The organism is Paraburkholderia solisilvae, assembly GCF_902859875.1.
Lineage (GTDB): Bacteria > Pseudomonadota > Gammaproteobacteria > Burkholderiales > Burkholderiaceae > Paraburkholderia > Paraburkholderia solisilvae.
On sequence record NZ_CADIKF010000022.1, the window covers coordinates 86001 to 110658 of the forward strand.

The 24658-nt window shown below is 57.2% G+C and carries 19 protein-coding genes and 2 pseudogenes; 10 read left to right on the plus strand and 11 right to left on the minus strand.

Features of this window, described 5'->3' with window-relative positions:
- Positions 1–23: 23 nt before the first annotated feature.
- Genes HV675_RS32485 through HV675_RS15485 form a run of 4 tightly spaced genes read right to left on the minus strand, consistent with a single transcriptional unit; the run spans position 24 to position 3844 of the window.
- On the minus strand, positions 24–932 hold the full coding sequence (locus tag HV675_RS32485) for a TetR/AcrR family transcriptional regulator (protein WP_246270297.1): 909 nt from the start codon (positions 930–932) through the stop codon (positions 24–26).
- A gap of 4 nt (positions 933–936) precedes the next feature.
- A complete protein-coding gene (locus HV675_RS15475) occupies positions 937–2331 on the minus strand; it encodes an MFS transporter (RefSeq protein WP_175111795.1) in 1395 nt (464 codons plus the stop codon).
- On the minus strand, positions 2328–3038 hold the full coding sequence (locus HV675_RS15480; protein WP_175111796.1) for a hypothetical protein: 711 nt from the start codon (positions 3036–3038) through the stop codon (positions 2328–2330). The genes HV675_RS15475 and HV675_RS15480 overlap by 4 nt, the downstream gene beginning before the upstream one ends.
- A 2-nt stretch (positions 3039–3040) precedes the next feature.
- Complete coding sequence (locus tag HV675_RS15485; RefSeq protein WP_175111797.1) at positions 3041–3844, minus strand: 2OG-Fe(II) oxygenase; 804 nt, start codon at positions 3842–3844, stop codon at positions 3041–3043.
- 1039 nt (positions 3845–4883) lie between these two features.
- Here HV675_RS15485 and HV675_RS15490 point away from each other — a divergent pair.
- The 3 genes from HV675_RS15490 to HV675_RS15500 all read left to right on the plus strand — a co-directional run bounded on the left by HV675_RS15490 (position 4884) and on the right by HV675_RS15500 (position 7815).
- A complete protein-coding gene (locus HV675_RS15490) occupies positions 4884–5819 on the plus strand; it encodes a hypothetical protein (RefSeq protein WP_175111798.1) in 936 nt (311 codons plus the stop codon).
- Positions 5820–5974: 155 nt separating this feature from the next.
- Positions 5975–7009 (plus strand): GlxA family transcriptional regulator, encoded by a 1035-nt coding sequence (locus HV675_RS15495; protein WP_175111799.1) that lies wholly within the window; start codon positions 5975–5977, stop codon positions 7007–7009.
- 359 nt (positions 7010–7368) lie between these two features.
- Complete coding sequence (locus HV675_RS15500; RefSeq protein ID WP_175111800.1) at positions 7369–7815, plus strand: cupin domain-containing protein; 447 nt, start codon at positions 7369–7371, stop codon at positions 7813–7815.
- A 414-nt stretch (positions 7816–8229) separates the two neighbouring features.
- Here HV675_RS15500 and HV675_RS15505 read toward each other — a convergent pair whose 3' ends face one another.
- On the minus strand, positions 8230–8976 hold the full coding sequence (locus HV675_RS15505) for an SDR family oxidoreductase (protein ID WP_175111801.1): 747 nt from the start codon (positions 8974–8976) through the stop codon (positions 8230–8232).
- Positions 8977–9109: 133 nt separating this feature from the next.
- Here HV675_RS15505 and HV675_RS15510 point away from each other — a divergent pair, with 133 nt between their 5' ends.
- Together HV675_RS15510 and HV675_RS15515 are read left to right on the plus strand one after the other, a co-directional pair.
- A complete protein-coding gene (locus HV675_RS15510) occupies positions 9110–10081 on the plus strand; it encodes a LysR family transcriptional regulator (protein WP_175111802.1) in 972 nt (323 codons plus the stop codon).
- A gap of 98 nt (positions 10082–10179) precedes the next feature.
- Positions 10180–10291: pseudogene (locus HV675_RS15515) on the plus strand (zinc ribbon domain-containing protein); the annotation flags it as partial.
- 5 nt (positions 10292–10296) lie between these two features.
- On the opposite strand, the gene HV675_RS15520 reads toward HV675_RS15515, so the two are convergent.
- On the minus strand, positions 10297–10644 hold the full coding sequence (locus HV675_RS15520; protein WP_175111803.1) for a winged helix-turn-helix transcriptional regulator: 348 nt from the start codon (positions 10642–10644) through the stop codon (positions 10297–10299).
- A gap of 227 nt (positions 10645–10871) precedes the next feature.
- Between HV675_RS15520 and HV675_RS15525 the strand changes: the two genes are divergently transcribed.
- The 3 genes from HV675_RS15525 (at position 10872) to HV675_RS15535 (ending at position 13798) form a co-directional block, all read left to right on the plus strand.
- Positions 10872–11654, plus strand: coding sequence for an SDR family oxidoreductase (locus HV675_RS15525; RefSeq protein WP_175111804.1), 783 nt, complete (start codon positions 10872–10874; stop codon positions 11652–11654).
- 486 nt (positions 11655–12140) lie between these two features.
- The gene (locus tag HV675_RS15530) at positions 12141–13139 is read left to right on the plus strand and encodes a helix-turn-helix transcriptional regulator (protein ID WP_175111805.1); all 999 of its coding nucleotides are present in this window, start codon (positions 12141–12143) and stop codon (positions 13137–13139) included.
- 173 nt (positions 13140–13312) lie between these two features.
- On the plus strand, positions 13313–13798 hold the full coding sequence (locus HV675_RS15535) for a cupin domain-containing protein (RefSeq protein ID WP_175111806.1): 486 nt from the start codon (positions 13313–13315) through the stop codon (positions 13796–13798).
- Positions 13799–14442: 644 nt separating this feature from the next.
- On the opposite strand, the gene HV675_RS15540 is transcribed toward HV675_RS15535, so the two are convergent.
- From HV675_RS15540 to HV675_RS15560, 5 genes and pseudogenes are all read right to left on the minus strand, one after another.
- The gene (locus tag HV675_RS15540; protein ID WP_175111807.1) at positions 14443–15744 is read right to left on the minus strand and encodes an ATP-binding protein; all 1302 of its coding nucleotides are present in this window, start codon (positions 15742–15744) and stop codon (positions 14443–14445) included.
- Between the two features lie 105 nt (positions 15745–15849).
- Positions 15850–18006, minus strand: coding sequence for a hypothetical protein (locus tag HV675_RS15545; RefSeq protein WP_175111808.1), 2157 nt, complete (start codon positions 18004–18006; stop codon positions 15850–15852).
- Between the two features lie 50 nt (positions 18007–18056).
- Positions 18057–18770: a TIGR02391 family protein gene (locus tag HV675_RS15550; RefSeq protein WP_175111809.1), complete on the minus strand. Its 714-nt coding sequence runs from the start codon at positions 18768–18770 to the stop codon at positions 18057–18059.
- A 106-nt stretch (positions 18771–18876) separates the two neighbouring features.
- Positions 18877–19783, minus strand: a pseudogene (locus tag HV675_RS15555) (AbiJ-NTD4 domain-containing protein).
- 34 nt (positions 19784–19817) lie between these two features.
- Positions 19818–20354, minus strand: coding sequence for a hypothetical protein (locus HV675_RS15560; protein ID WP_246270301.1), 537 nt, complete (start codon positions 20352–20354; stop codon positions 19818–19820).
- A gap of 397 nt (positions 20355–20751) precedes the next feature.
- Here HV675_RS15560 and HV675_RS15565 point away from each other — a divergent pair, with 397 nt between their 5' ends.
- Positions 20752–22455: a hypothetical protein gene (locus HV675_RS15565; protein ID WP_175111810.1), complete on the plus strand. Its 1704-nt coding sequence runs from the start codon at positions 20752–20754 to the stop codon at positions 22453–22455.
- Between the two features lie 501 nt (positions 22456–22956).
- Entirely contained in the window at positions 22957–24324 is a 1368-nt protein-coding gene (locus HV675_RS15570) for a hypothetical protein (RefSeq protein WP_175111811.1), read from the plus strand.
- The last annotated feature ends 334 nt before the right edge of the window (positions 24325–24658 follow it).

Sequence of the window (24658 nt, forward strand, 5' to 3'; positions counted from 1 at the left end):
TGCGCGTTTTCAATGCGCGTCCGTTATCCGAGACTGCGCAATGCCATCTGCGCGATATCGCGCAGCACGTCCGCGGGTGCGCCGGCGCGCGCCGCCACCCGGATACCGGATAACGTCGCGCCGAAAAAACGGGCGGCCGCGCGCTCATCGATATCGATCGCGACTTCGCCGTCCGCTTTTGCCCTGGCGATGCAACGCTCGAGCGCGCTGTGCAACGTCTGCGCGGAGGTTTCGGAAAGCGCCGTGATCTCGGGATCGGAACGGCCAAATTCGCAGACCGCATGCGTGCCGAGACAGGTTCGTGCCGGCCCATCCACGACATCGCTCAACAGTTGCTCGATAGCTTTGCGTGCGGACGTCGAGCGATTGAGAATCTGCAAATACTCCGACAGACTGCTCGCGACGTAAGAGCGCAGCGCTTCGAGATACAAGCCGCGCTTGTCGCCAAACGCGTTATATAGGCTCTGCCGGCTCAGGTTCATCGCCTTCAGCAGATATTCAGTGGACGTGCCCGCGTAACCGTGTTCGGAGAAGGCTTCGATCGCCTGCTCCAATGCTTCGTCGCGGTCGAATTCTCGAGGTCTTGCCATAGCTTCGAAGCATTGCAGATATACCAATCTGCCAATCGTTATGGTGGTGGACGGGATGGGAAAAGCGGATTCAGGACAGGTGCGGTATCTATCCCGTCCCGGCCCGTAGAAAGAGGTTCCGCTGCCCGGTATGGTTCGAGCCGGCCGGCCAGGCAGCGACGGTTGAACTATGACATCGATCGTGCAGACGTGTTTCAACCGCGTGGGTTCAGTTGAGCCTGCGCGGTATTTGATAGCGGCAACCGAGTGCTTTGATCGCAGATCCCGCGGCCCGACCAGGAACCGCGATCTCACGCGCCACGCAGTCGCATTCGACGCGGCGTCGCGCGCCTCGCGCTTCATGCATCTAGTCGATGCACACTTCGCTTTGCTTCTCCCGCGCATCATGCGTCGCACCTGCAGCGGGCTTGCGCGACAGCACCCGATACAACACGCCCGCCACAAGGATGATCGCCGCCAGTGCGAACATCAATGTTCGATAGCTGTTGCGGAAGTCGTCGACGTGCCGCATCAGGTATACGGCGAATGCAATGCCGCTTGCGCCGCCGATGTTGTGCACGGTCCACGATGTGCCCATCGCAACGGCCGCCTTGTCGCGCGGCAAAGCGCTCAGCGAAACGAGTGTCGACGGTCCGAGAATCGCCCCCCAGCCGATACCGAACAGGACGAGCGGCACAATGAACCACCGTGCGTCCAGTTTCGTTGCAGCCGTTGCAAGCAGTACCGATGCGACCGCAAACAGGGCGAAGCCGGCCGTGATGATGCGCGACGGCCCGACACGTTCGCTCCGGCTACCGATCCACGACGACGTTATCGAAAAAGTCACCGTCGCCGGCAGCAGGAACAGGCCAACCGCCATGTCGCTCTGGTGAAGTTGATTCGAGAGGAATATCGGCAAGGTAAGCAAAACGATGCAGTAGTAAAACGCGAGAAAAAAGGTGGCCAGCAGTGCGGACAGGAACCGGGTCTCGCGAAAGAAGTGAAACTCGATGATAGGATCGCGCGTGCCCAGTTCGTGCCGGACGAACAACCCCAGTGCAACGATTGAAACGGGCAGCAGCCATTGGTGAAATCCGGTCCCGTCAAGGGACAGGTAGCTCACGAGGGTCGTCAGTCCAAGCACGAGCAGCAGGCAGCCGGTTACGTCCAGACGTTTGTGCTCGCTTGCCTTGAACTCCGGAATGGCCCATGCGCACAGTGTCAGGCTCAGCAAAATAAACGGGATGTTGATCAGGAACGCGTCGCGCCAATCCAGCGCGCCGGCGAAAATGCCGCCGATAATCGGACCGAGCGCCAGCCCGACACCGTTCGCCCCGAACAGAATGCCGAGTGCCTTGCCTTGTTCGTGCTCGTCGAACGTATAGCTGATAATCGCACCCGACACCGTGTACAGGATCGCGCAACCGACGCCCTGCACGAAACGGTACAACACCAGCGCCCAGAACTGGCTGGCAATGCCCGCAAGCAGCGACGCGACGCCGAAAATCACCAGCCCCGCGATCAGCAGCCGCTTGCGGCCCAGGTTGTCGGCAAGCGTGCCGACCGGCACCATGAACGCCGACAACGCAACCATGAAGATCGACGTCACCCACTGCGTCGTCTGAAGCGGAGTGGAGAAATCCCGGCCGATCGCCGGCAGGATCGTATTGACGACCGTGAGGTCGATGCATCCAAGGAAGCTCGCGATACAGATACCGGTCAGGCCCAGATACTTTCGAAGGCTGTCAGGTGCACAACTCATGCAATTTCCCCCTCTGTTTCCTCATGTTCGTTGTGCGCGGCACTCCTCTTTCTGAACTTGATCGCCAGCCAGTTCGCACGTTCATCGCCGTCATTCTGGACGAAGAGTTCCCGCGTCTTGCTCATCGCGGCTGTCATCTGCTTCGGGTAAAGAATGAAGTCGATACCGTCGCGCGCCCACATCGGCATGATGATGGGGCACTCTTCGAGAATGTAGAACAGCGAACGATAAAACGCCGCCTCGTGCTCGTGTGTGCCGGGCACAAGGCCGTTGCGCTCGGCAAACACGCCGATCGTGTCGTTGATCGCGCTGCGGTATTCATGGTTCGAGTAATACTCGTTGGTGATCATATGGTAGTACTGCGCATAATCAACGCGCCGCAACAGCTCGTCCCATCGTACGATTTCACGCTGCATCGACAGCCTCGAGAGGATGCCCTCGTTCTGCGTGAGCCATGCATCGCCCCGGTCGAGACTGCGCCGGTAGTTGCTGTCGGCGCAGCCGTCAGCGTAGTTGTGCCGCTGCAGCGTGTCGGCGACCGCGATGACGCATTCGCCAAACCCTGCCGCGTTAATTTTGTCGATGGTCGCCGATAACTTGTTGCCCTCGTGATAATCCTTTCCAACGCTGATCAGCAGCAGCGCCCTCTTGCCGACGTACTGATGCGACTGGAATTTTCCCTGGGCTTGCAAAGAGACTTTGTACACAGTTAGCTCCAATAGACTAAGGGTTCGGCTTCGGACGTCATACCGATGAAGGCGCTGAGCGTGACCCTGTCCTTGTCCAGAACCGGGCGCACAGCATGAACGAAACGCGGGTTGAGAAAGATCAGGTCTCCGGTATCGGGCTTGACGACGACGTCGGGCGGGCGCATGTTTTTGCGGCTGATTCCGTAGTGCCGGTCGCCCTGCAACGCTGCGTATTCGCTCTTGCCGGGCGCGACGTTCCACAATTCCAGCTCGCCGCCGCGCGCTGGAACCTGCAGATAGACGTTGGCCGACAACTGGTGACGCAGCGTCGATCGGATACCTTTCGGCAATGTCCACTCGAGATTGTCGATATGCGGTTCGAGATCGATACCTGGCGTCAGGTAGCGGCAAACGCCGACGAAGCATTTCTGACCATCGACGCTAAGGAGTCGTGCGCCCTCGGGCCATACGTCGTCGAGAAGCGTACGGAGCCGATCGACCGGCGACGCGAGGTCGCCGAAAAGCCTGCGCACCCGCTGGATGTTGCCAGGTGCGTGCTGGTGATAGGCGCGCCGGACCTCGTCCGAGCGAATCTCGGCATACGCTATGCCGAGTCGGGTGAACTCGGTGGCATGGCCGAGTGCGCCCCGTTCAGGGTGTGCAAGCAGATGCTCCTCGGCGCAGCGGATGACGGATGGCGACGCGAACCCGGGAATGCGTATGGCTAGTGTGTCGCCTCGGCACAAAGCCAGCAGGTGATCGGCCCGTAGTGCTGTTTCATCCAGTTCGAGTACCGCGCAGTCTGAATTTTTTTGATCTCGCATTGTTTTTATCGTAAGCAATAAAATTATTTAAAACGTATTCGCCATTATTTAGAATAAAAACCAACCAAATGACATCTGCGACAGATTTGACCTGATAAAACGGCATTGACTAGCCGATCTGAATTCGACGTTTCACTGACCGAACAGATCGCGGGCTCGTGCGACACACGGATACGGTACGCCGGCGCACGACATGCATGCAAAGCGGCCAGCCTTTTGGAATAGCCGCTTCTGCAACAGGCGAGCCCTACTCTTCGCATTCCCCGCGTCCCTTTGCGGATTAGATCATCCATTCTTATCTCGAAAACCTACTCAATAGGTAGCTTGATAAAAAACGGAAACTTTATTTCTCACTTTGCGAAGAGAAAATTCCTAATTAGAAGTAACAGTAGATGGATTTAGCCTAAATCCTTAGAGAGAATTTCGGAAAAATGTGAGAGAACGGGATGGATGACGGAAGATGCAAATCGAGAAAAATTCGGGATTTCTACTCGATTATTGATGGCGGACAAATGCGGATGAGCTTGCGGGAGATCACCGCACGATCGGGCGACGCTTCTCAGGCTGCCTTCGCGGCAGGGATCGCCCGCCTCGGGCGTGGCGTACGCGATCTGCGCGCCGACCTCCGTTGACCGCGGTCAACCTGAATGGCGCGCAGCAGCTGACGAATACGAAGACGGCAATACTTAAACGAAAAGGCCGAGCGCGAAAGGAAGTTTTGAGCATTGCGTGCGTTCTCACCGAAGGCCCACTTGCGACAAAGGTCGGTACGTCACGAATTGGCATGAACGTATGCAATGTTGGTAAAAGCGTGCCTTACGCCCGCGCGCACGACTCTCGATACTTCATCGCGTAGTGTGTCGATCAGTCGAACGCCGTCATGGCAGCCACACCGCCATCAAGTCGCGAAAGATCCGGTCGCCCAGCCAAGCCAGCGACCGCCGTACTGCTGTCGAAAATCGTTGGCCTGTCGCTAACAGTGGCTCCCTCGGTACAGCAGCGCGGGCTAGCCGCATTGATCTTCATATCAGAGTAAAAAATGAACACAGCATCCCCTTCCGATGTCAGCACGGACCGATATGATCGGTGTATCGCGGCTTCAAAGCGTGTGCGATGGGATATCGATTCAGACGTGATTCGCGGGCGTTCTTTCGATGCCACACAGAAGTTCCTGCCTGATGGACTCACGCTTCTCGGGGGCGCGCATTGGCTTTCGGCGGAAGAAAAGCGCCACCTGAGCCAGATTCAAGGTCGAACTTACGCGAATATGTTCGGGCTGGTCGAACGGTTCATCGACGCGAAAATACTTGAGATAACCCAGCATCACTGGCTCGGCGATCAGACTGCGCTCGAAGCACTCGTGCGCTTCAGCGATGAGGAGCTTAAGCACCAGGAGCTGTTTCGTCGCATCGAATTGCTGATCGCCGACGGTATGCCTGCGGGTTACTCGTTCGCCTGGGACCCCAATACAATCGGTGCGTCCGTTTTGAGCAAGAGCACCTGGGCAGTCCTTGGCCTGACTTTGCTCATCGAGTTATTTAGCCAGGCTCACTACCGCGAGAGCATAGAGCCCGATGTCGAGCTATCGCCGCTGTTCAAGGATGTCTTTCTCTTTCATTGGAAAGAAGAGAGTCAGCATGCCATTCTTGACGAACTCGAATGGGTGCGCGTCGACTCCGCCCTGTCCGAGCAGGCGCGCGATATCGCGGTCGACGAACTGATCGAACTGATATTGGCCGTCGACGGCATCGTGCAGAGCCAGGCGAACGCGGATTGCAGCTACTTCAAAATGAGCTGCGCGCGCCCGCTAGACGATGCCGAGGAAGCGCATCTGCAGACACTGCTGCGAAAGGCGTACCGCTCGCAGTACATTCTCTCGGGTGCACGCCATGCCGGTTTCGTCAAGGTACTCAGTCGCCTCACCACGCACGCGCAGAAGGAACGGTTTTTCGCCACGATCGAAAAACTCGCGTAGCGAATGGCGGCCAAGCCGCCGCTTACCTCCCCGCGGACTGCTGGTTGCATGTTAGGGTGTCGTGCATGGGAACGGATGACGGGTAAAATCTGATCGACAGCATCACGCATCCCATCCCGTGCAAGTCCTCTTCTTTTGTCGTGGAAGACCCGCCTATGGTCCAACGCCGCAACCATCCGGTAAGCGTGTTAATCGTTGCTCTGCCGGAGACGGCTGGCTCTGCTCTTTACGGAATGGTCGACGTCCTTTCGGTCTCGGGCAGCCTCTGGGAAGTGATGGTCGGCTCAGGCGAAGAGCGCCAACTGTTCACCACGCGCATCGTTGGACGCTCGACCACACCGTTTTCCTGCAAACATGGCATTCCGGTCACGCCTGATTGTTCAGTTCACGACAATCCGTTTGCTGACGTGGTGATCTTGCCGGAAATCTGGCTGCGTCCGGAAGACTCCATCAAAGGGCGGTACGACGACTTGATGGAATGGTTGCGCGTCTGTTATCGCAGGGGCGCGTCTATTTACTCGGCTTGCTCAGGCTCGATCCTGCTGGCCGAGTCTGGCCTGTTGAATGGCCGTGATGCGACGTCGCACTGGGGATATGAGGAACTGTTTCGACGGGAGTATCCAAAGGTCAAATTTCACAGCACCCCGAACATCTGTTTTGCCAGTGCAGAGGGACGTATTGCCACTGCTGGCGGCGTGATGTCGTGGCACGACCTTGCGATCCATATCATCGCGCGGCATTGCGGCCTCGGAGAAGCCATCCATATTGCCAAGACCTATCTGCTCAGATGGCACAGCGAAGGTCAGCTTCCCTACACAAACCTTCTGAGTCGCCGCCATCACGCGGATACCGTCGTGCGAACCTGCGAACGATGGCTGGAAAAGAATTTCAACTCTCAGGGAGCGGTTGCCGCGGCAGTACGGGCATCCGGCATTCCCGAACGTTCGCTCAAGCGGCGGTTCCTCGCCGCGACAGAGACGACGCTAATCGAATACGTGCAAAGATTGCGAATCGAAAGTGCCAAGCGTCAGCTGGAGACAAGCGATAAATCGCTGGACGAAATCAGCAATGAAATCGGCTATAGGGAGACGGCGTTCTTCCGTCGGCTCTTTAAACGGCATACCGGATTGACGCCGACAGAGTACCGACGGATGTTCGCTCCCTATGCGGCCGGCGTCTCGCCAATGTGAAGCGGATGGGTGGTCTTGCGATCGGGGTTGTGCGCAATCAACGTCGTCTCTAACGGTAGTGAGGCAGGTGCAGTCGTACGGCCTGCACCTATCGATGCCGGAGCGCCGCGCGCGGCGCAACAACCTTGCATCTATGCGGGGAAGCGAGACCATCAAGACGATATGTCGCCGGACGCGCTGTCCCACTTACTCCTTCGCCGACAAGACGTTCCACTGGATTACCGGTCACTGCGTCCGGAATTTTTGGTCACGGTAGGCGTTTTGTATATGCGGTGCGACGAGCACCGTTACGCGGATGCAGCGGATGTAGCACAGACCGAGCATCTGATCTGTAATTCTCCTAACAGGAACGGCAGAATATGGATAACTTGGAACTGAACACCCATGATGATTTCACATGGCTGCAGACCCGACCTGGCGAACGTTGTACGATATTGATTCCCGCGGCGAAGACCGCCGGCGCGTACTCCGTTGTTGAAATTGTCTCTACCCCAGGCGACAGCACACCCACGCATGTTCATGAGACCGCTGACGAACACTACGTCATCCTTGAAGGCACAATGAGAATCAAATACGGTGACAAAGTATTCGATGCTCACGCTGGTGATTCGCTCACGCTTAAGCGTAACGTCCCGCATGCATGGGGCAATCCCGGCAAAACGCCGCTTCGCATGCTGGCCACCACCACACCCGGCGGTGCCGAGGAAGTACTGATTGAGCTGGATGCGGGCCGCTTCCCCGATGCTGTCGCGCTAGCTGATCGACTTCAGATTCGACTGGTTGACGAAAAGCCTTTCCTTCCCTGATAAGGGATCCTCCTTAGCAGCGGGCGGGTGGAATAACCGCCCTACTGCTTAGGCGCACGCTATCGCCTGATATGCCGCTGCGTTTCGGAGCTTCTGGCTGACAGTAGTCGGAAAGTTGCGCTGATAGGGTCAAGCGATTCAGGTCTGGCGCTTTCGGATCACGGCGTCATAGCCAATTCTCACGCGAGGCAAGCACCGTCCGAAGCCCCGACGAGCGCCATCATTACGTGGACCGTCATGGTGTCGCGAAAGGACTACCTGCACGATTCTCAGCGACTTGCAGGCCTCGTCCCCGCTTCCTCAAATGCCAATGTTTTTACTGTTTGAGGTTCGACCCGGTATACCCGCATCCTTGTCGCTTTTCGCGCAAATCCTGGCGCCCGATCATGTTTCGAAAATCAGGCTCTCGCCCTTTTAAGGAATCTGACGCGTTGGTCGATACAGGATCTCGTTGACATCCATGTCCTCAGGCTGAGTTATGGCGAATTCGACAGCGCGCGCAAAAGACTCGGCCGAAATAGCGTTTGCCTCATAGAAAGCGCTGAGACCTTGCGCAATATCCGGCTCGCTCACGCCGCCCTGTAGTTCGGTGTCCACGGCACCTGGCGAGATCACCGTGGTGCGGATGTTCCAAGGCTTGACCTCCTGCCTCATCCCCTCCGAAACGGCCCTGACCGCGTGCTTGGTCGCGCTGTAGACAGCCCCGTTGAGCATCAACTTGTGGCCCGCCACGGACGACACGTTGACAATATGCCCCGATAGCTGGCGCTGCATGTGTGGCAAAGCCGCCGCGACGCCGTAGAGCACACCCTTGAGATTCACGTCGATCATGCGGTCCCAGTCTTCGACCCTCAGGCGTTCCAGCGGCGCGAGCGACATGAGCCCCGCATTATTAATAATGACGTCGACGCGGCCGAAAGTCTGCACCGCGCTATCGACGAGCTGTACCACCTGGTCGCGCACCGTCACGTCGGCGGCAATGGCCAGCGCGCGAGGCGCCTGCCGGTTTAGTTCCTCGGCCACCTCCTGCAGACGGTCGACGCGCCGCGCGCCGAGCACCACGCGCGCGCCCCGCGCGGCGAGGAAACCTGCGGCTGCCAAACCAAGGCCGCTGCTGGCGCCAGTGATGACAATGACTTTGCCGTCGACGTTGCCGCTCATGGAGTTCTCCCGGTTGTATTCAATAGTTCGGGCAGATTCTAGGCAGTGGACAGTCAATCCGGTAGCTGTCTCTGGCTTGCTCCAATAGCAAGTTCAGGTTGATACTGAGCGCACGCTACTTTCGGGAGGCACTGTGTCCATCAGCGACGTTCGTGCGATTGAAATCTTCACCAAGGCCATCGAGCTCGGCAGCATCCGGCGCGCCGCAGCCACCCAGGGCGTGAGCCCGCAGGCCGCCAGTCAGGCCCTCGCGGCTCTCGAGAAGCGCTTAGGCGTGCGCCTGCTGCATCGCACGACACGCAGCATTGCGCTCACGCACGAAGGCCAGCAATTCCTCGAAGCGACGCAACCGGCTCTGGCGGCGCTGGAACGCGCCATCGATCGCGTGCGCATTGCAAAGGACGAGATTGCGGGGCCGCTGCGCATCGTTGCGCCGAAGTACTCTTTCCTGCCGGTGCTCTGGCCGCTGGTCGACGAGTTCTGCCGGCGCCACCCCGAGGTTCAGCCCGACATAAAACTCGACGATCGCATTGGCAACTGGGTACAGGACCGAACCGATATTGGTTTTCGAATCGGTGCGACGTTGGAGGACGATCTCACCGCGCGGCGCCTGTTTGCGCTGCAACTGATCGTCTGCGCCGCGCCGGCATACCTCGCCAAACATGGCGCGCCGGGTTCGATCGAGCAACTGGCCTCGCATCGTTGCAGCGTATTCCGGCATCCTGGCAGCGGCCGCGTGCTGCCCTGGCTTTTGCGCGTCGACGATGAGGTGATCCGTCATGACCTGCCGCCGGTCTTGTCGACCAACGACGCCCAGTTGGAGACCGAGGCTGTCCTGTCGGGCCATGTAATCGGCCTGTTGTCGGGGCTGTCGGCGGCGCCGCTGATTCGCGCGGGACGTCTGGTGCCGCTGCTCGCGGCGCACGCCACCGATCACATGAGCATCTACCTCTATTACGGAAGCCGGCTAGCGCAGCCTTCGCGGGTCCGGGCGTTTATCGACCTCAGCGTGGAGCGGCTGGCCGGGTCGCGCGACTACGTGCTGGACGCGCGTGAACTGGTGATGGCAGAGGAGAAAGGACGAAGGACATTGCGTCGGCGGTAACGACTCACGTTTGCGGGCGCTGATGAAGAAACGTAGGTGCAGCAGTTTTAGGAATCCGTGGTAAGACAGGGCGTCGGCCTGCACTCATCGATACCCCGGACAGCGCGACGCGGCCGAAAGCTATCGCAGGACATGCGAATAAGAGAATGGACGTGTACCCGTTGCCGTGTCGTGCATGATCGCGATGTCAACGCGGCGCTAAACAGGTGAGCCCATTATGGAGCATCCTCGGGCAACAAAACGTCACGCTTTTCCGCCCATTTCAGCATTGCATCCAAGGCGGGACACAACGCTTGCCCCCAGGCCGTCAAACGGTATTCGACCTTGGGCGGAACCTGCGGATAGAGCTTTCTTGCCACGATGCCATCCGCTTCCAATTGGCGTAACTGCTGCGCCAGCATCTTCTGCGAAATACCGGGGATGAGCTTTTCCAGATCGGAGAAGCGCTGCACCTTGCGATCGAACAGATGGAACAGGATGACCAGCTTCCAGCGTCCTTCCAGCAATTTGAGCACGGCTTCAACGCCAACAGCAGCCGTGTCGGGGGTATATACCTTTCTCATAGGTACGTCACTTACTTTTCAGTGCGTTCTTGATGATTTGAGAGTCTATAAGGAAAATACGCGCACAACAACGCTCCCCGGATCTTGCTCAACGCACTTCGTCCGAAGACGGCGAGTGAACGTCGAGGTAACGCGGCGGAGTCAGGTGTTCTTACTCTAATAGACGGATTCACAAAACCAAAAACAAAGGATGGGAATGAAAGTGCTTAATTTGCCGAAACCGGTCTATGAGTTTTAGTCTCGATCTCGATCGCAAGCGTGCGTTGGTCAGCGGTGGTACTCAAGGCGTCGGTGCTGCGGTTGTCGCGACACTGCTTGATGCCGGCGCACGGGTGCTCACGTCGGCGCGTTCGGTCCCGTCTGAATCGGTTGGGGGGCCGCTATATGTTGCCGCCGACCTCACAACAGCGGAAGGCTGTGAGACTGTCGCAGAGGCAGTCAAGACACGGCTTGGGGGCATCGACATCATCGTCAATGTTCTGGGTGGCTCCAATGCACCCGCAGGTGGTTTTGCCATGTTACGCGATGACGAGTGGACCAAAGCGTTTGATCGGAATCTCATGCCGGCTGTCCGACTCGATCGTGCGTTGCTACCCCTGATGCTCGAACAGAAATCAGGTGTCATCGTGCATGTGACGTCGATCCAAAATAAGCTGCCGCTTCCCGAATCCACAACAGCCTATGCTGCAGCGAAGGCGGCGCTTTCAACGTACAGCAAAAGTCTTTCGAAAGAGGTCACACCGAAGGGCATTCGCGTTGTGCGCGTTTCCCCAGGTTGGATCGAAACTGAAGCCGCCGTGCGCCTGGCTCAGCGTTTGGCCGACGAGGCAGGCACGGATTACGAGGGCGGAAAGCAGATCATCATGAAAGGACTTGGAGGCATACCACTCGGCCGGCCTGCCAAGCTGCGGGAAGTCGCGGATTTAATTGCATTCCTTGTGTCGCCTCGCGCGAGCGGTATAACCGGCACCGAGTATGTCATTGATGGAGGAACTATTCCAACTGCTTAGACGACGGCTGCTCGCGCTCGCGCGGCATCTTCAGAGCGCGATGCTGCTAAAGGTCGACCACTTCGCTCATGACGAAGCTCCCGATTCCGCGTCCGTGCTGCGGGTCACAATCGAGCCGTCTTCGTCGAGTTGCAGGTTCTCCGGAAGCGCCCACGCGTATCGCCTCAGCAGCTGGGAACCATCGGCGCTCGGCTGGCAATTCTGACGGCATACATTTGGCCCATCACATATGATTCGACATGTTGAAGATTGTGACCTGTCCAGATGAATTTCCGGTCGGACGCATCCGGGTCGAACGCGGCGTTAGTGTTCGTTTCCGCCGCGTCGCTACGACGGCTGCCTTGAAGCTGCGCTGCGCAGTCGACACCATAACGTTTTCCTCCCCATATTCTTAACATAACTAAACGGGTTACCGGATTATCCTGCATAACGCTATCGCGTTGCTTTTTATGAGGTAACGGTATCACGAACAACTGGAGCGAAAGCATGACGAAAGCGTCGGAAATTATCGCTACACCGCCTATGAGACCCATGTGGCACGGCATCACGTCCTATGACCCAGGTCTATGGGCCATGCTAACGGCCGAATGCGGCAGCCGCGCCCGTTTCGATATAAGCCGCGAAGCCCATTGCGGCATGGAACACGAGCAGGCCGGAGAAATTGCCGTCCGAAACGTGGAAATGGGCTGGCAAGCTATGGAGCGAGGCATGGGGCTCGCGAAAAGCCATGTTGAGCGGCACATTACCGTGCTGGCCGTTCAACGCGGCACGCTGGTCATTGAAGACCGGTATCAGACGCTATCGTTAAAGACCGGGGATATGGTTATGCTCGACGACGCACTGAGCCATACGCTGCACTTTAACCATCCAGCGCTATGTTCGACCGTACAGATTCCGCCGCGGGTGTTGACGGACCGCGGTATCCCGGTCCGATTCTCGTCGGGTTGCCAGCCGGTTCATGCGAATCCGGAAGTCACAGCGGTCAGAGATCTGTTTCTTACCTTTTGCGCGCACGCGGGCAGTGCCGGAAACGCGTTGCGCGAGCGTGTCGGGCTTCAATTTCTCGACCTGATGGACATCGTAATGAAGAGCAGCGATGCGTCGCACAGCGGTCGTTCGACGGAAGGCATGCTATTGCGCGCTAAACAGATAGTCGCGCGCCGCTTTGGCGACCCCAATCTGAGCCTGTCCGAGATTGCCGACGAACTACATGTGTCCAGCAGTTCGCTGTTCCGTGCGTTCAGAGACCGGGGAATGTCTCCCATGCGCTTCGCGTATTCATTGCGGCTTGAACATGCGAAGAACATGCTGTCCGGAACCTCGCACGTCAGCATTCAGGAAGTGGCCGCGCATTGCGGATTTACGAGTCTGGCTCACTTCAGCCGCAGCTTCAAAAAGGAGCACGGCATGGCGCCTCGCGATTACGCGGCGCAGCAGCGCAGCGTCGCCGCAGATGCCGCGACGGATCCCGATGCGGAAATGTGATTGCCTTAATGCAGCCGCAATTCGACCGCGAACGGTCAACCGGATGCACGAACTGTGGCAGTAAACATCAAATTGATGACGGTTAGTGCGCTATCGGTTGTTGAGCGCGGTGCTAACCTGAATGGCGGAGTAAATGAAACCAATTCAGCGATGCCTATCAAGGAGTGCGGTGAATGACAATTCAGGAAAGTGCAAACGATGCGGGTGCTGCAACGTTGGAGTCCGGTGGGCCTGGCTGGTATGAGGTTGAACCGGGAATGACGTTCAAGGTGATCGTGTCGTCGAAAGAGACGGGGGGTGCCTACGCGGTCGTCGAGAGTATTGCGCAACCCGGTGTGGGCTCCATCACGCATATCCATCATAAGGAGGACGAGCATTTCTTCGTTCTCGATGGCGTGGCGCATGTCGTTATCGATGGTGTACCGACCGATCTCCATCCCGGGCAGTCTGCCACCCTGCCCCGCGAAGTCCCCCATGTGTGGATCAATCGGTCCGACAAGCCGCTGCGGATGCTGGCCATCTTCTCCCCTGGCGGTTTCGAGCAGCTTGGGGTGGACGTTGCGGAATCAGGCGGCCTGGAGAAGTACGACTTCAGTCAGATCCAACCGAAATATGGTCTCGAGGCGATTGGACCGAAGCTCGAGGATGTTCGCGGGTAAAGCTGCTGATCCGGTGTCGGCTCGCAGTTGCGCAACACTCGGGCGTCTTGAACGGAACAGGCAGCGCCCGGTGGTCGGCACGACGTCGAGGTGATGTCCCTGGTCCAGCAGAAGCCACTCAGCGCACGCCAGCACCCGTCTGCGCTGCTCGTTCAGCACGCGCTCGATGTCGGCCGCAGCCCGCGTTGTGCGCCCGTTGATCGCCGCGGGCCCGGAGACGCTTAAGTCCTTCTCACGCCTGGATTTCGTGCTGTTTTTGATACTTTATGAAACGGCGTGAGACCTGCCAGATCACCCCACTCGGTCATCAACAGACCGCCCAAACCCGCGTGGTTAAAGGGATTGGATGTGGTTGACCTAGGTGCTTACCGTCGCTTTTACCGTCAGGAGCCCCCGTCTTCTTCCCGCGCGGGAAACGAAGCGATTTGAGGGGTGACGACACCAACAACGCCATAGTCAACCAAATCGTATGGTATCCATTCAGAGCACTCTTGACCACGGAGGACGCCGCACGTCTCAATTTCACAATCAGCAAACATCCCGCCGGCACTCCAGACTTGCCGATCAGTACGTCAAGACCCAAGTACCGGGCGCCTCGAAATTTACGTTGGCGAAAAGGTATTCGGGCGCCGACGTCGGCCATCTCAAAGCCCCGGATCAACGCCTAACCTTTGAATCAACTCCTGCTGCAGCTCAAGAGCAGAAAGCTTTCGCTTGCCGGCGTCCGTCTTGACATACACCTCCTGTCCACCCGTTGCGAAAAGCAGAGTGCGCCTGACCGAGGGCACGCGAACTTCCACGACATACAAATCATCGATCACGGTAGAGCCGTTAGTCACAGGGTGAAGGTCGATCCGATAGGCCGTCGGAGCGATAGGAGGAACAATCTGGTGCAGCCGCTCCGTGACAATGCGTCGCAGTTCATCACAATCCTGCGGCCGAAGTTGAACACCGACGATGGCTCGATCCGTGTCACGAATACCCCAGAAAATGGCGCCCTCTTGCGCCAGTCCAGCATTCATGAACGCAACTGCGTACTGATCTACAACCCCCTTAATTGCGCCAAGCGGATTACCACCCTTGACTTCTTTGAATTCACAGGTTCGATTCTCCAGCGCCGGGTATTTCGCCCCCTTGACCCATTTTGATTGACGCTGCGGCCGAAAGTTAGACTTTGGTGTTTCGTACCACGAATTGAAGGCTGCGAGTGATGCGGGCCCTCGCATTCCGGAAATCTGCGTCACAGGCCCTGGGCCGACCTCGATTTCATGACGATGTGGGGAAAGCAGAAACACCTGCGAATCACGCGCAATTTCGCTGAGAAGTCGAAGAAGAAAGTCGTGTTCGTCTCTAGGCCAACGCCAAAGCACCTCGTCAACAATGAGAGGAAGCTTGAATCGAGCACGCCGTCGCACCACGAACTGGGAGATTAACTCCGCGGCGGACCTTTGTGCGCCTGACCCGGTGTCGCGCGCGCGACTGCTGTTCCGCAAAAAATCTGCCCACCGTGGATGGTCCTTGATTGCGTCCGAAAGCAAGGTTTCCATTTCGTGAAAATCGAGGGGCTCAAGCTTAGTCTCGTTGGCATGCCCGATCATGAGGCGCTGGCTATCTGATCCAGACAATGCCGTAAGCGCGTGAAGCGCTAACGGCCCGGTCGTTTTCGATACTTCCGGCTTACCCCTCGATGATTCCGCGATGTGAAGTTCGACTGTCTCAGAGATGTCCCCGTCTTCCATGGTCAGGATAACCGAGGAAGGTCCGACGCCCCCCGCTGTCATCGACAACGCGGGCTTCCCAACAATGGCGGCCAGCATCGCGCCAACCATTTGCGTTTTACCTGATCCATTGCTTCCAATGATCCAGTTTATCGCATGCGGTTCAAAATCGAATTTCGCGTCGGAGAATGGTCCAAAATTGTTGAGACTGATTTTTGTGAAGTACATGAGGCCCTTGACGATATAGACCTGTGCTACGGAATCGCGATTAACCGCGCGAAACGCAGACGGCGACGGCGCGCGCTGATTGCCCTCGCCGCATTTAAAATACCCTTAACTTGTTGCCGGAGGAGACAAAGTCAGCTTTTCTCGCAGCTCGGGCCAAGTCATTTTTACCGAAAAGCTCGCCACTGCCTTTTGGTCCACGAAGTAGATCTCTACATCGGGATCACTTATAGGCAACAACAATTTTCTGTATTGCTCATCTACCTCACCCACACCCCATCTGCCGTTTTGGCTCAGTAAGACCGCCGGCCATTGGCAACCGCCCTCAAAAATCCTGCGAGCGCTCTCCCGTATGCCGTCCCAGTCAAGTGCCATGTCGGGCATTTCACCCGTGGTATGCAAGACGGCAGGAACGATTTCATCAAGCCCTCTTGCGCCATAGTCCCGAAACGCAGATAGAAGGTCGACCGCCGGAATTCCATGAAACGGTGATGGCTGCGCATCCAACTCAGAAGATGAAGTGACGGCCACTTGGCGCAAAAAACCTCTCAGCGCGCTTGTCCTAGCGCCCTCCATATCAAACGGATTCGTGATTTTAAAAAGCGACTCCAACATTTCACGCAGGGGATCTGCCAAGGCATCTGCATGCGCGTGCACAAACGTCTGTTGCTCCTGCACATCGAGCCAATCACTAAAGTAAATTGCCCCCCAGCGACCTAGCTCGAAACATTGCTGATGCACGGGGTGGTCGTCTCCAATCAGGTGGTCCACAACCCATGTACACAGATCTGACACCGAAGATGCACGAATACTTCTCGCAGATGATAGTGGCGGAGGGGGCACATCAACCTCCGCAACGGTCCTATAAATCTCGGCCATCTCAATGGCCACGCGCGTAGCTTCCAACAAAGTCCATTGCATCAGGGCAGCCAGCTTTTGCTCCTCGTCCACCGACTCATCCGATATTCTGGCAATCGCTTCGTGCAAACCCAATCGGATACCTGCCTCAAAAGCATCGCTGCATCGAACGACCCCATCCGGAAAAGGGATGTCGCCGCAGATGTTCCCGATCAGCGGGAACGCAACATCTGCGTGGGTCCAATCCAGTCCATGCAGCTCGATATACGGAATATATCTCTCACGAACAGCTTGATGACAAACGAACTCACGTGCGTAGTCGCCGAGGGCTCCCCAGAACTCGAAGTAAATGGGCGACGCCCTGCGTCTAAGGAGGGACATCTTGTCGTCCCACGCGCATGCGGTCTCAAACATTGGACGATACTTCCCGCGAAGGACTGGAAAAGAATCCTTCGCGATCCTGTATATCGATGAGGGAGCCTGCGAAGACATATCTGAGGCATGCTGGGTCAAGTACTCAGTGAGATCAGACGACCGAATTGGGAGCCCATGTCTGCGGCACCATTCGTACATTGCGAACGAATCCACACCGCACAGCGTCAAGCTCCACTGACCGTTCCCAAAGTTGGCATGATCTTTCCATAGCATGACAAAGCCGTGCGATTCGTGGCGGTCGCCTGACCTTGCGATAATGTTAATCGCGGTGATCAGCGCCGCTGGAATTTGCTCGCCCTCCTCTCCATCGTCGCGTGCACCTTCCTCGTAGAGGCAGACATCGATAGTTTGAAGCGCCTCTTGAGGCAGACCATTACCACCTCGAAGCTGCCAAGCATCAGGAACATGGCAAGTCAGAGTGAACGGCCGTTCGTCAGCGGACACCCTAAGCGCGAGGCAATGCTTGCCGGACCACGTGTTGAAGTTCGAGATCGCATGACTCAGCAGCGTGTCCCAATGTGTAGAGACCACTACGAAGTTCACGTCAAAGTCGCCAAGGAAAGGAAACGCGTTCCTCAGCTCCTGTTCGTACCCAGCGAGCTCGGTAATCGCTTGCCGCTCGGTCAGCTTGTCTCGCTTAATCTCGAAGACTATCAGTGTCCTCGACTCCGGGTTGAAGCACAGGATATCAGGACGCAGCACTTCCCCGGTGGTCAAGGAAATGCTTTTGTCGACTGAAACGATATCGAGCAACTTCAGGTTATTTAGCACAGTGGCTGCTGCGCGTATGTTTGCCCTTCGCGATAGATGATCAAACCCGAACGCGGGAATACCAACGCGCTGATCGAACGACTCGATGGCAGCGTCGATCCGTGCCACCTCACCAATGGCTTCGGGCAAAGACTCATCTTGAATCAATTCAACGAGCCACTTTGAAATTTCGCTTTCGAGCGACGAGTTGCTATTGGCCATCTTTCCCTCTGATATTGGGCCTCTGGCTCACCCTATTCAACCGCTGCCACTCAGGCCTTCGGCGCATCTTTCGCTTCGTAGATCCGCCGGGCTAGAAGACTGGCGAAGATCAGATACTGCGCGGCCTTCTCCGGATCGAGATCATGATTTAGCGAATGGGCCTTGGGATTGCGAATACCAAGGTAAGTACCGGCCAAAATTTGCATGAACCCTTTCTGGTCATTTCTGCCGGACTCCGTATCGAGTTCACTGAGGATCAAGTGCGGCTTCTCCAAGCTCAACACTTGTGCCGCCAAAGCCGCGCCGTCGAGATCCAAGCCGGTACGCTCTCGCATCAAATCAAAGATTGCAACGACCGAGTTCAACACGGCATCGCGGTAGTGTCCGTCCACATAGTGCTGGAAGGCATGCGCAAAGATAACCGGATGCAGCAGTTCCTCGAAACCTATGCTCGGGTTGGTGCCCGTGGCATCGCGCACGTGCGCTTCTGCCCTGATCTGTACCTGGGGTAAATCGCGCGCAAGGATGTCGTCGTAGTCATTGGCGTCGCCAAATCCGATATGCCTCCCAAGATTTCCCATGTCCTGCTCGGGGAATCCTGCGCCGGTCCACAGCTTGCGCAGCAGTTGATAGTCGGCTTTCAAATAACCATTGATCAACTTGGCCCCTGCTTTATCGCCGCTCACAAGGAGACCTTGCGCATCGATCGCTTTCTGACGCATTGCCCGAAACAGGGCATTTACCTCCAAGTACCACTCAAGCATTGCGTCTCTCCCCGGTTGATCTTTCCATTTAACAGGGCATCACAAACGTGGCATGACGCCTTACCGACCGTCGGCATCGCCGCACAACGTACGGGCATTCGTACTTCTACTTCTTTCTCAGCATCAGTTGAATCATGGCGAACAGGCGATGGAACAGGTAGTCGACCTGATCCACATCGATCACCGGCACCTGGCTGATCTCCGAATGCCGAATGAGATGGCTAATTTCCTATGGAGTTCAATTCTGTCGCTTCTATTTCCAGCCTCTCCCGTAGCAACGGCACGGAAGTCACTGCGTCGAGGATGATCTTGACCGAGCGCTTCTTGTCGCTCGGATCAGCGAGTGATTTGAGTCGCTCCCACGCATCCCACAGCCGCTCCAAGGCTTCGCGACGTACCAATGGATTGCGATCAGAAAACTTGGCTCGGCACTCATCGAGCATATTGTCGAGTGTGCGATCCCCGGTATTAAAGAGCGTTCTTTTCAGTTCTTCACCAAGCACCGGCGGAAGCAACCGTTCAATTCGGCCGTTTGGCAGCATCTCAAACGCGACGCCGTTGCGCGCGAATATGCGATTGACGGTCGCTCGGAATTCCTCCTGTCCCGCCTCCTGATCGAAGGTCAGGTGGTGGTGACTGAAGAAATCGTGATACTTCCCGGGGATCGGCTTTGCCACTAATGCGTGAACGAATTCTATGAAGTCCAAAACGAGTAACGTGTCCGGCGCGAACGGCTGACGCTTAGAAAAGTAACCCTCCCCCTCAACAGAGACGGTTTCCAACGGCCAAGCCAGACCGGGCATTTCTGCGCTTACGGAAGCCGCCAAGGCGTCCGAATCGCCACCGCAAGTGGCTTGTCCATCCGGACAGCGTTCGGGAAAGCGTAAGCCGAATGCACCGCTATTGATCAACGCTTGCACTGTTGCCACAAGGCCTGCCCAGACCGTGGGTGAAATCACCTGCTCGGTGCGTGCGCGTGGACCGTTCTGACGATCGCTGAAGTAGTCGCTCATAGAGTCAATTTAATTTTCATATCTGCGTCAAACACTACACGCGAACAGGCAGAGTGACCTTCGGCTGAATGGGCACCAACATCTTGGCGTAAGCGCGCAAAATGTCGTTGTACAAGTCTGCGTGTTTGGGCGCCTCGACCGTGATAATTAGCGCATAGCGAATCTTTTCCGCGCTCGTCGTCGGACCGCCCGCCTCGCGCGCGTTGTAATGGATGTCGAACACGGGGTTATCCAAGCTGCTTCCGTACATCGACTTATTGCCGTGCAGGACCGTCTCCCATTTGCCCATGTCAGAACGGCGCTCTTCCTCGGTCGCGTACTTCTTCATGTCGAAGAAGCCCTTTGTGACGGCATTGGCCTTGCCTTCCTTGACCTTCTTGCCGCTGGGCCGAAACACGATCTCCAGACCAGCTCGAGTATAGGCAACGGCATCCTGCGGGTCCGTTGGCGAGGCATAGCAAAAGGTCGCTTTCAACCGGATTTTTCCTTGCAAACCACCGGCAGGTAACGGCAGCGTCGCGCGCAGGTACTTGCCTAGCTTCAACTCACCTTGATAGACCACCCGTGCCACGCCCGTCGGGCGACCATCAGATCATCAACGAATCGCCCAAACCCGCATGGTTAAAGGATTTGGCTCTGATCGACATGGGCCTTTACCGTCGCTTTTACCGTCAACCGTGTACAGCCTTTGCTGGCGTGGGAGACGGAGCAATTTGCGAGGCGACGACTCCAGCGACACCATATCAATCTGTGATTATCATACCAGCGCCCCGCGTGCCTGATTCACTCCGGTGCTGCGATAAGTGACCAAGCTGCCTGTAGCAGCCATCCCGTGCGCCCCTGAAGAAATTTGTTGTCGGCGCCGATATATAAGATGTGCCGGCCCGTTGCCACTCAGCGGGCAATCCCGTCCTTCATAAATCGTTGGGGTGACACGACAATTCAATCGCCCCATCTTAGGAGAGTCTGTGACATTGAGCCATGCAAGCGAATCCAAGGACCTAACCGAACTCGCCAACGACTTAGAACGCCTCCTAACCTCCAAGGCGAAGGATCTGACAACACGCATCGCCCTGGTGGGGCACGATATCGCCCGCATCGAAACTTTGACTCGCCTAAGCGAAGGCGAAGAGCGCTCGAAGGCCCTTGCCGAAAGTCTGGCCTCGCTTACGCAAGCAGAGCGACTTCTGGCGGAGATCCGTAAAACGGACGGATTTGGCGGTCTGCGAACACCGATCGAGACCTTAAAGCACTGGCGAGCGGTCAAACGCGCACGGTCTGCTCACGAAATCGCAGAGGCAGCGTTTGATGCGCCCGAAACGAAGGCGGCGCGAAACACGCGTATCGCCAACCACAATCACCGAGTTGACTCTGAGCACACCCGGCTGCCGGGGCTGAATCGTCAAAAGGATCTCCTCAAGACTGAGCAGTCGGCCATCGATCAGTTGCATCGCACGGCTGTAGACGCGATACGCGCCGCACGCGACAGCGGCTGGCTGGCCCAAGATTTTTCTGAGCGGTTCCGACGATTGGCCACCCTCGTGGAAAACAACGATATCAATCGTGCGACAGCTTGGCTGTCGACGTTGGTATTCCAGCGCCGGCCGACGGATTCGCTCTATGAACAATGGCATCGCGAGGCGAACGCATTGCGAAGCAAGGCGTACCACCAATACGCGGGCATGGCTGCCTCAGGCGCCTACACCGAGATTGCCCAACACTCGATTCAACTCGCTGCTCCCACACTACGAAAGCAGACGACTGCCGCTCTGACCGCCCACGCCCACCCGGCCGATCAATGGCAGGTACTTTCTGCGCTTGTCGCCGATCCCCAACGATTCCGTACGGATGCCCTCTGGGCCATCTATTGGGCCATGTATCAATGTGGCCAATGGGTTGCCGACGCAGCGTCTGAGTCTGATGCTCACGAGGACGTTTTCACCGGAAAAGTAACCGCTCAAATAGACCGATGGCTCGCCGGATGGGCCACTGAGCGAATCCGAGAGTTCGGTTATCCCGAAGTTCGGTCGTACCTTGGCACCCTAGAAATTGCCACCACTATCGAGGAAACCCGGCTTGGCGCAGACATCGGACTGATCGTGGACCTTAATATCGGTGATCTGGCTTGCAAAAAAATCGCCTTGTTCCAGGCGAAAAAGAGCAAGCATGGCATAGCGGACGTCGGCAGTCATGCAGGGCAGCTCTCAAAATTGTCTAGGCGCCCGAGCGCTGGCTTTTACCTGTTCTATCACCAGTCAACCTATCCCGTGATGGCACCGGCGCCCTCGGTATGCACAGCGCATGAATTGGCGGACAAGGTCACGCAATTCGGCAAAGACATCGACGCCGTCCATCTGCCTCTGAACGTGCGCACGATGGGCTGGGACTGGGCCAGCTTCGTCAGCTTTGGGCTATGTAATCCCGATTCACAAGTCGGCCAATCCTTCGATACAGTCGAAGAAGCATTCGCTGCATTAGGTAATGGTGACGCTCGCCATTTGCCCAAGTACCTTCACGTTATCGCAATCGCCGACGAGCCGCGTGTCATGGAGCTGCGGACGAAGGTTCATGAACACTACCTCGACAGCGTGAAAGCCATGGCGAAGGTTAAGGAGAAGAACCGTCACCTATCACGTGACCGCGACGGGCCGGAACACGGGATGAGCATGTGACCAGGTACGTTGAGCTGAGTCCAGCAATCGCCGCTATGACGCGTGCGGCACGGCCGAGCGCGCCTTGACGGTACCCAGTAGCGAGCTACAGTCGGGGACAAGGCAATGAAGTCGGGAAAGACGGCTGGACAGGCGACTCACCACTATCCGGGCCGGAGGCGTCAGCGATGGAAGCCCGAATGGGGGCGAGCCCCGCGCAGCAAGGCTCGATGCGGAGCACGACAGCGCAGGCCGTCCCTCTTTTCAACTGGGGGCCGTACCATACTGGCGAACTTCCTCCGATCACGTACCAGGCTGGCGGACTGAAAAATGCGGACATTCGCAAGGCGGTCTGTGACATTCTAGAAGGAGGGGAAGCTGCATTCCGCGAGCGAGCAAGGCGTCTTCGCGTTCGCCTTGAAAGGTACGGGCAGACTGATGCTGCGAGTGTAGAAAGGCGCGTCCAGCATCTTGGGTTTTATCGCTTCTCCATATTTCATATGCCCTTATAGAGCCATAACCGTGGACACTGGATTCATAGATCTCGACATACTCATCACGCGAATTCGTCACGCCCAGTCGAAGGTGTACTTTCTTGACGCCGTGAAAGCCTATAAAGCGGGCGCGTTGCGTGGCGCGCTTACCTCCGCCTGGGTCGCTCTAGTCTACGATCTGATCGCCAAGTACCGTGAGCTAAGCGCCATGGGCGACGCGGCCGCGACTGCATTTCTTCAGTCTTGGGATAACGCGACTACCGCAGGCGACATCGCCAAGCTGCTTCAGCTTGAGGGAGGCATCCTCGAAGATGCAACGGCCAACACTCAGGTCGTCAATCGCATCGCTCGAACTCATTTAGATCGCCTTCGGGAAGATAGACATCTTTGCGCGCACCCAGCGTTCTCAGCCGAGGCCGATCTATTCGAACCATCTCCCGAGTTGGTGCGACTTCACCTTGTCAATGCGGTAAATCTTGTGCTATCGCAGGAACCCCTGCAGGGCAAAGCGATCTTCGACCTCTATGACATCGATGTACAGTCGCCGGGCTTTCCTACGGTCCACGAACGCATCCTCGACTACGTCGAGCAACGCTACCTCGCGCGCGTCCGTGCTCAGAACGTCCGCAACTTTGGCATGGTGCTCGCAAAATCTCTTCTCAAGGGCGTGCCAGCACAATGGGAAGCGCTCCATCGCAAGATCATTCCCTCGCTGCTCGCGGTACGCGACCGCGCGGCTCACGCTTGGCCGGACGTCTCTTTGGCAATCGTCAGGCTGATAGACAACCTCGAGCCGCCCAATCGGCCTCGCGCGATCGCCTTCATCGCCGCGTTTCCGGACTTCTGGCAGCAGCTTCAAGAGCCGACGCGAACAGCCCTGCAGGCGACCATTGATAATGCCGACCCCGCAGCGATCACTGATTACAGTATCGTAGCGGGAGTGGCCGTTCCGCAATTCCGCGACGCGGTGTTGACACTAATCGCCGGTCTCACTCGACAGCAGTTAACCGACGCCATCGCCTCTCAGCCACTTGCCGAGCTGTGGCCAGCAGCCGCCAGAGAGTATCAAGAGTCTGGCAGCTATCGCGGATCAGAGGCGAACTTTAGAGACCTCATTGCGCCATTCGCCGGCCGCCTTCATAGCGAACAGCTTGACCAGCTCCTCGATGCTGTCACCGCCAATGGGCAGAACTGGGATGCCGCTGAGACGGATACGCTTCTTCTCGGTGTGCTCCGCAACACGGCGCCTGCTGATCTGCCGACCGCAGACGCACGGAACCGCTTTTATCAACACATTCGCCGTATGCGTTGCACCGACAAGTACAACGACGTACTCAACGTCCTACAGTCCGACGGCTGGATTCTGCCACCGCCAGCGCAGGCGGTCGACGACTAAGCCGGCATAGACTGCTGCTCCCGGAAAAAACCCGCGCACGGAACGACGTCGGATTGCCGCCTAGAATCGGTCGTCTCGACGTCGCGCTATAACACTGCGCGGCATACCGCCCGGCTGATCGTCAAATTGGTCGGCTCCCCTCATGTAATCGCCCCATCCCATAGCGCGGCTCAATATGGCAGGTCGATAACTGCCATTGGCAAAGGATCAGCCATCCTCCAGAACTGAATCGCCCCGGGAATCGTGGAGGCTGGTTGGTTTAAGTTAATGCGGGTTCGGCGACCGGTGTTTCAAGTTGCCGATAGTAGTTTGCCTCAGCTTCTGCGGGCGGGAT

Coding starts and splice junctions, on each gene's coding strand:
- HV675_RS32485 (WP_246270297.1), bottom strand. CDS start 932: ATGAAGCGCGAGGCGCGCGACGCCGCGTCGAATGCGACTGCGTGGCGC.
- HV675_RS15475 (WP_175111795.1), bottom strand. CDS start 2,331: ATGAGTTGTGCACCTGACAGCCTTCGAAAGTATCTGGGCCTGACCGGT.
- HV675_RS15485 (WP_175111797.1), bottom strand. CDS start 3,844: ATGCGAGATCAAAAAAATTCAGACTGCGCGGTACTCGAACTGGATGAA.
- HV675_RS15490 (WP_175111798.1), top strand. CDS start 4,884: ATGAACACAGCATCCCCTTCCGATGTCAGCACGGACCGATATGATCGG.
- HV675_RS15495 (WP_175111799.1), top strand. CDS start 5,975: ATGGTCCAACGCCGCAACCATCCGGTAAGCGTGTTAATCGTTGCTCTG.
- HV675_RS15500 (WP_175111800.1), top strand. CDS start 7,369: ATGGATAACTTGGAACTGAACACCCATGATGATTTCACATGGCTGCAG.
- HV675_RS15505 (WP_175111801.1), bottom strand. CDS start 8,976: ATGAGCGGCAACGTCGACGGCAAAGTCATTGTCATCACTGGCGCCAGC.
- HV675_RS15520 (WP_175111803.1), bottom strand. CDS start 10,644: ATGAGAAAGGTATATACCCCCGACACGGCTGCTGTTGGCGTTGAAGCC.
- HV675_RS15525 (WP_175111804.1), top strand. CDS start 10,872: ATGAGTTTTAGTCTCGATCTCGATCGCAAGCGTGCGTTGGTCAGCGGT.
- HV675_RS15530 (WP_175111805.1), top strand. CDS start 12,141: ATGACGAAAGCGTCGGAAATTATCGCTACACCGCCTATGAGACCCATG.
- HV675_RS15535 (WP_175111806.1), top strand. CDS start 13,313: ATGACAATTCAGGAAAGTGCAAACGATGCGGGTGCTGCAACGTTGGAG.
- HV675_RS15540 (WP_175111807.1), bottom strand. CDS start 15,744: ATGTACTTCACAAAAATCAGTCTCAACAATTTTGGACCATTCTCCGAC.
- HV675_RS15545 (WP_175111808.1), bottom strand. CDS start 18,006: ATGGCCAATAGCAACTCGTCGCTCGAAAGCGAAATTTCAAAGTGGCTC.
- HV675_RS15550 (WP_175111809.1), bottom strand. CDS start 18,770: ATGCTTGAGTGGTACTTGGAGGTAAATGCCCTGTTTCGGGCAATGCGT.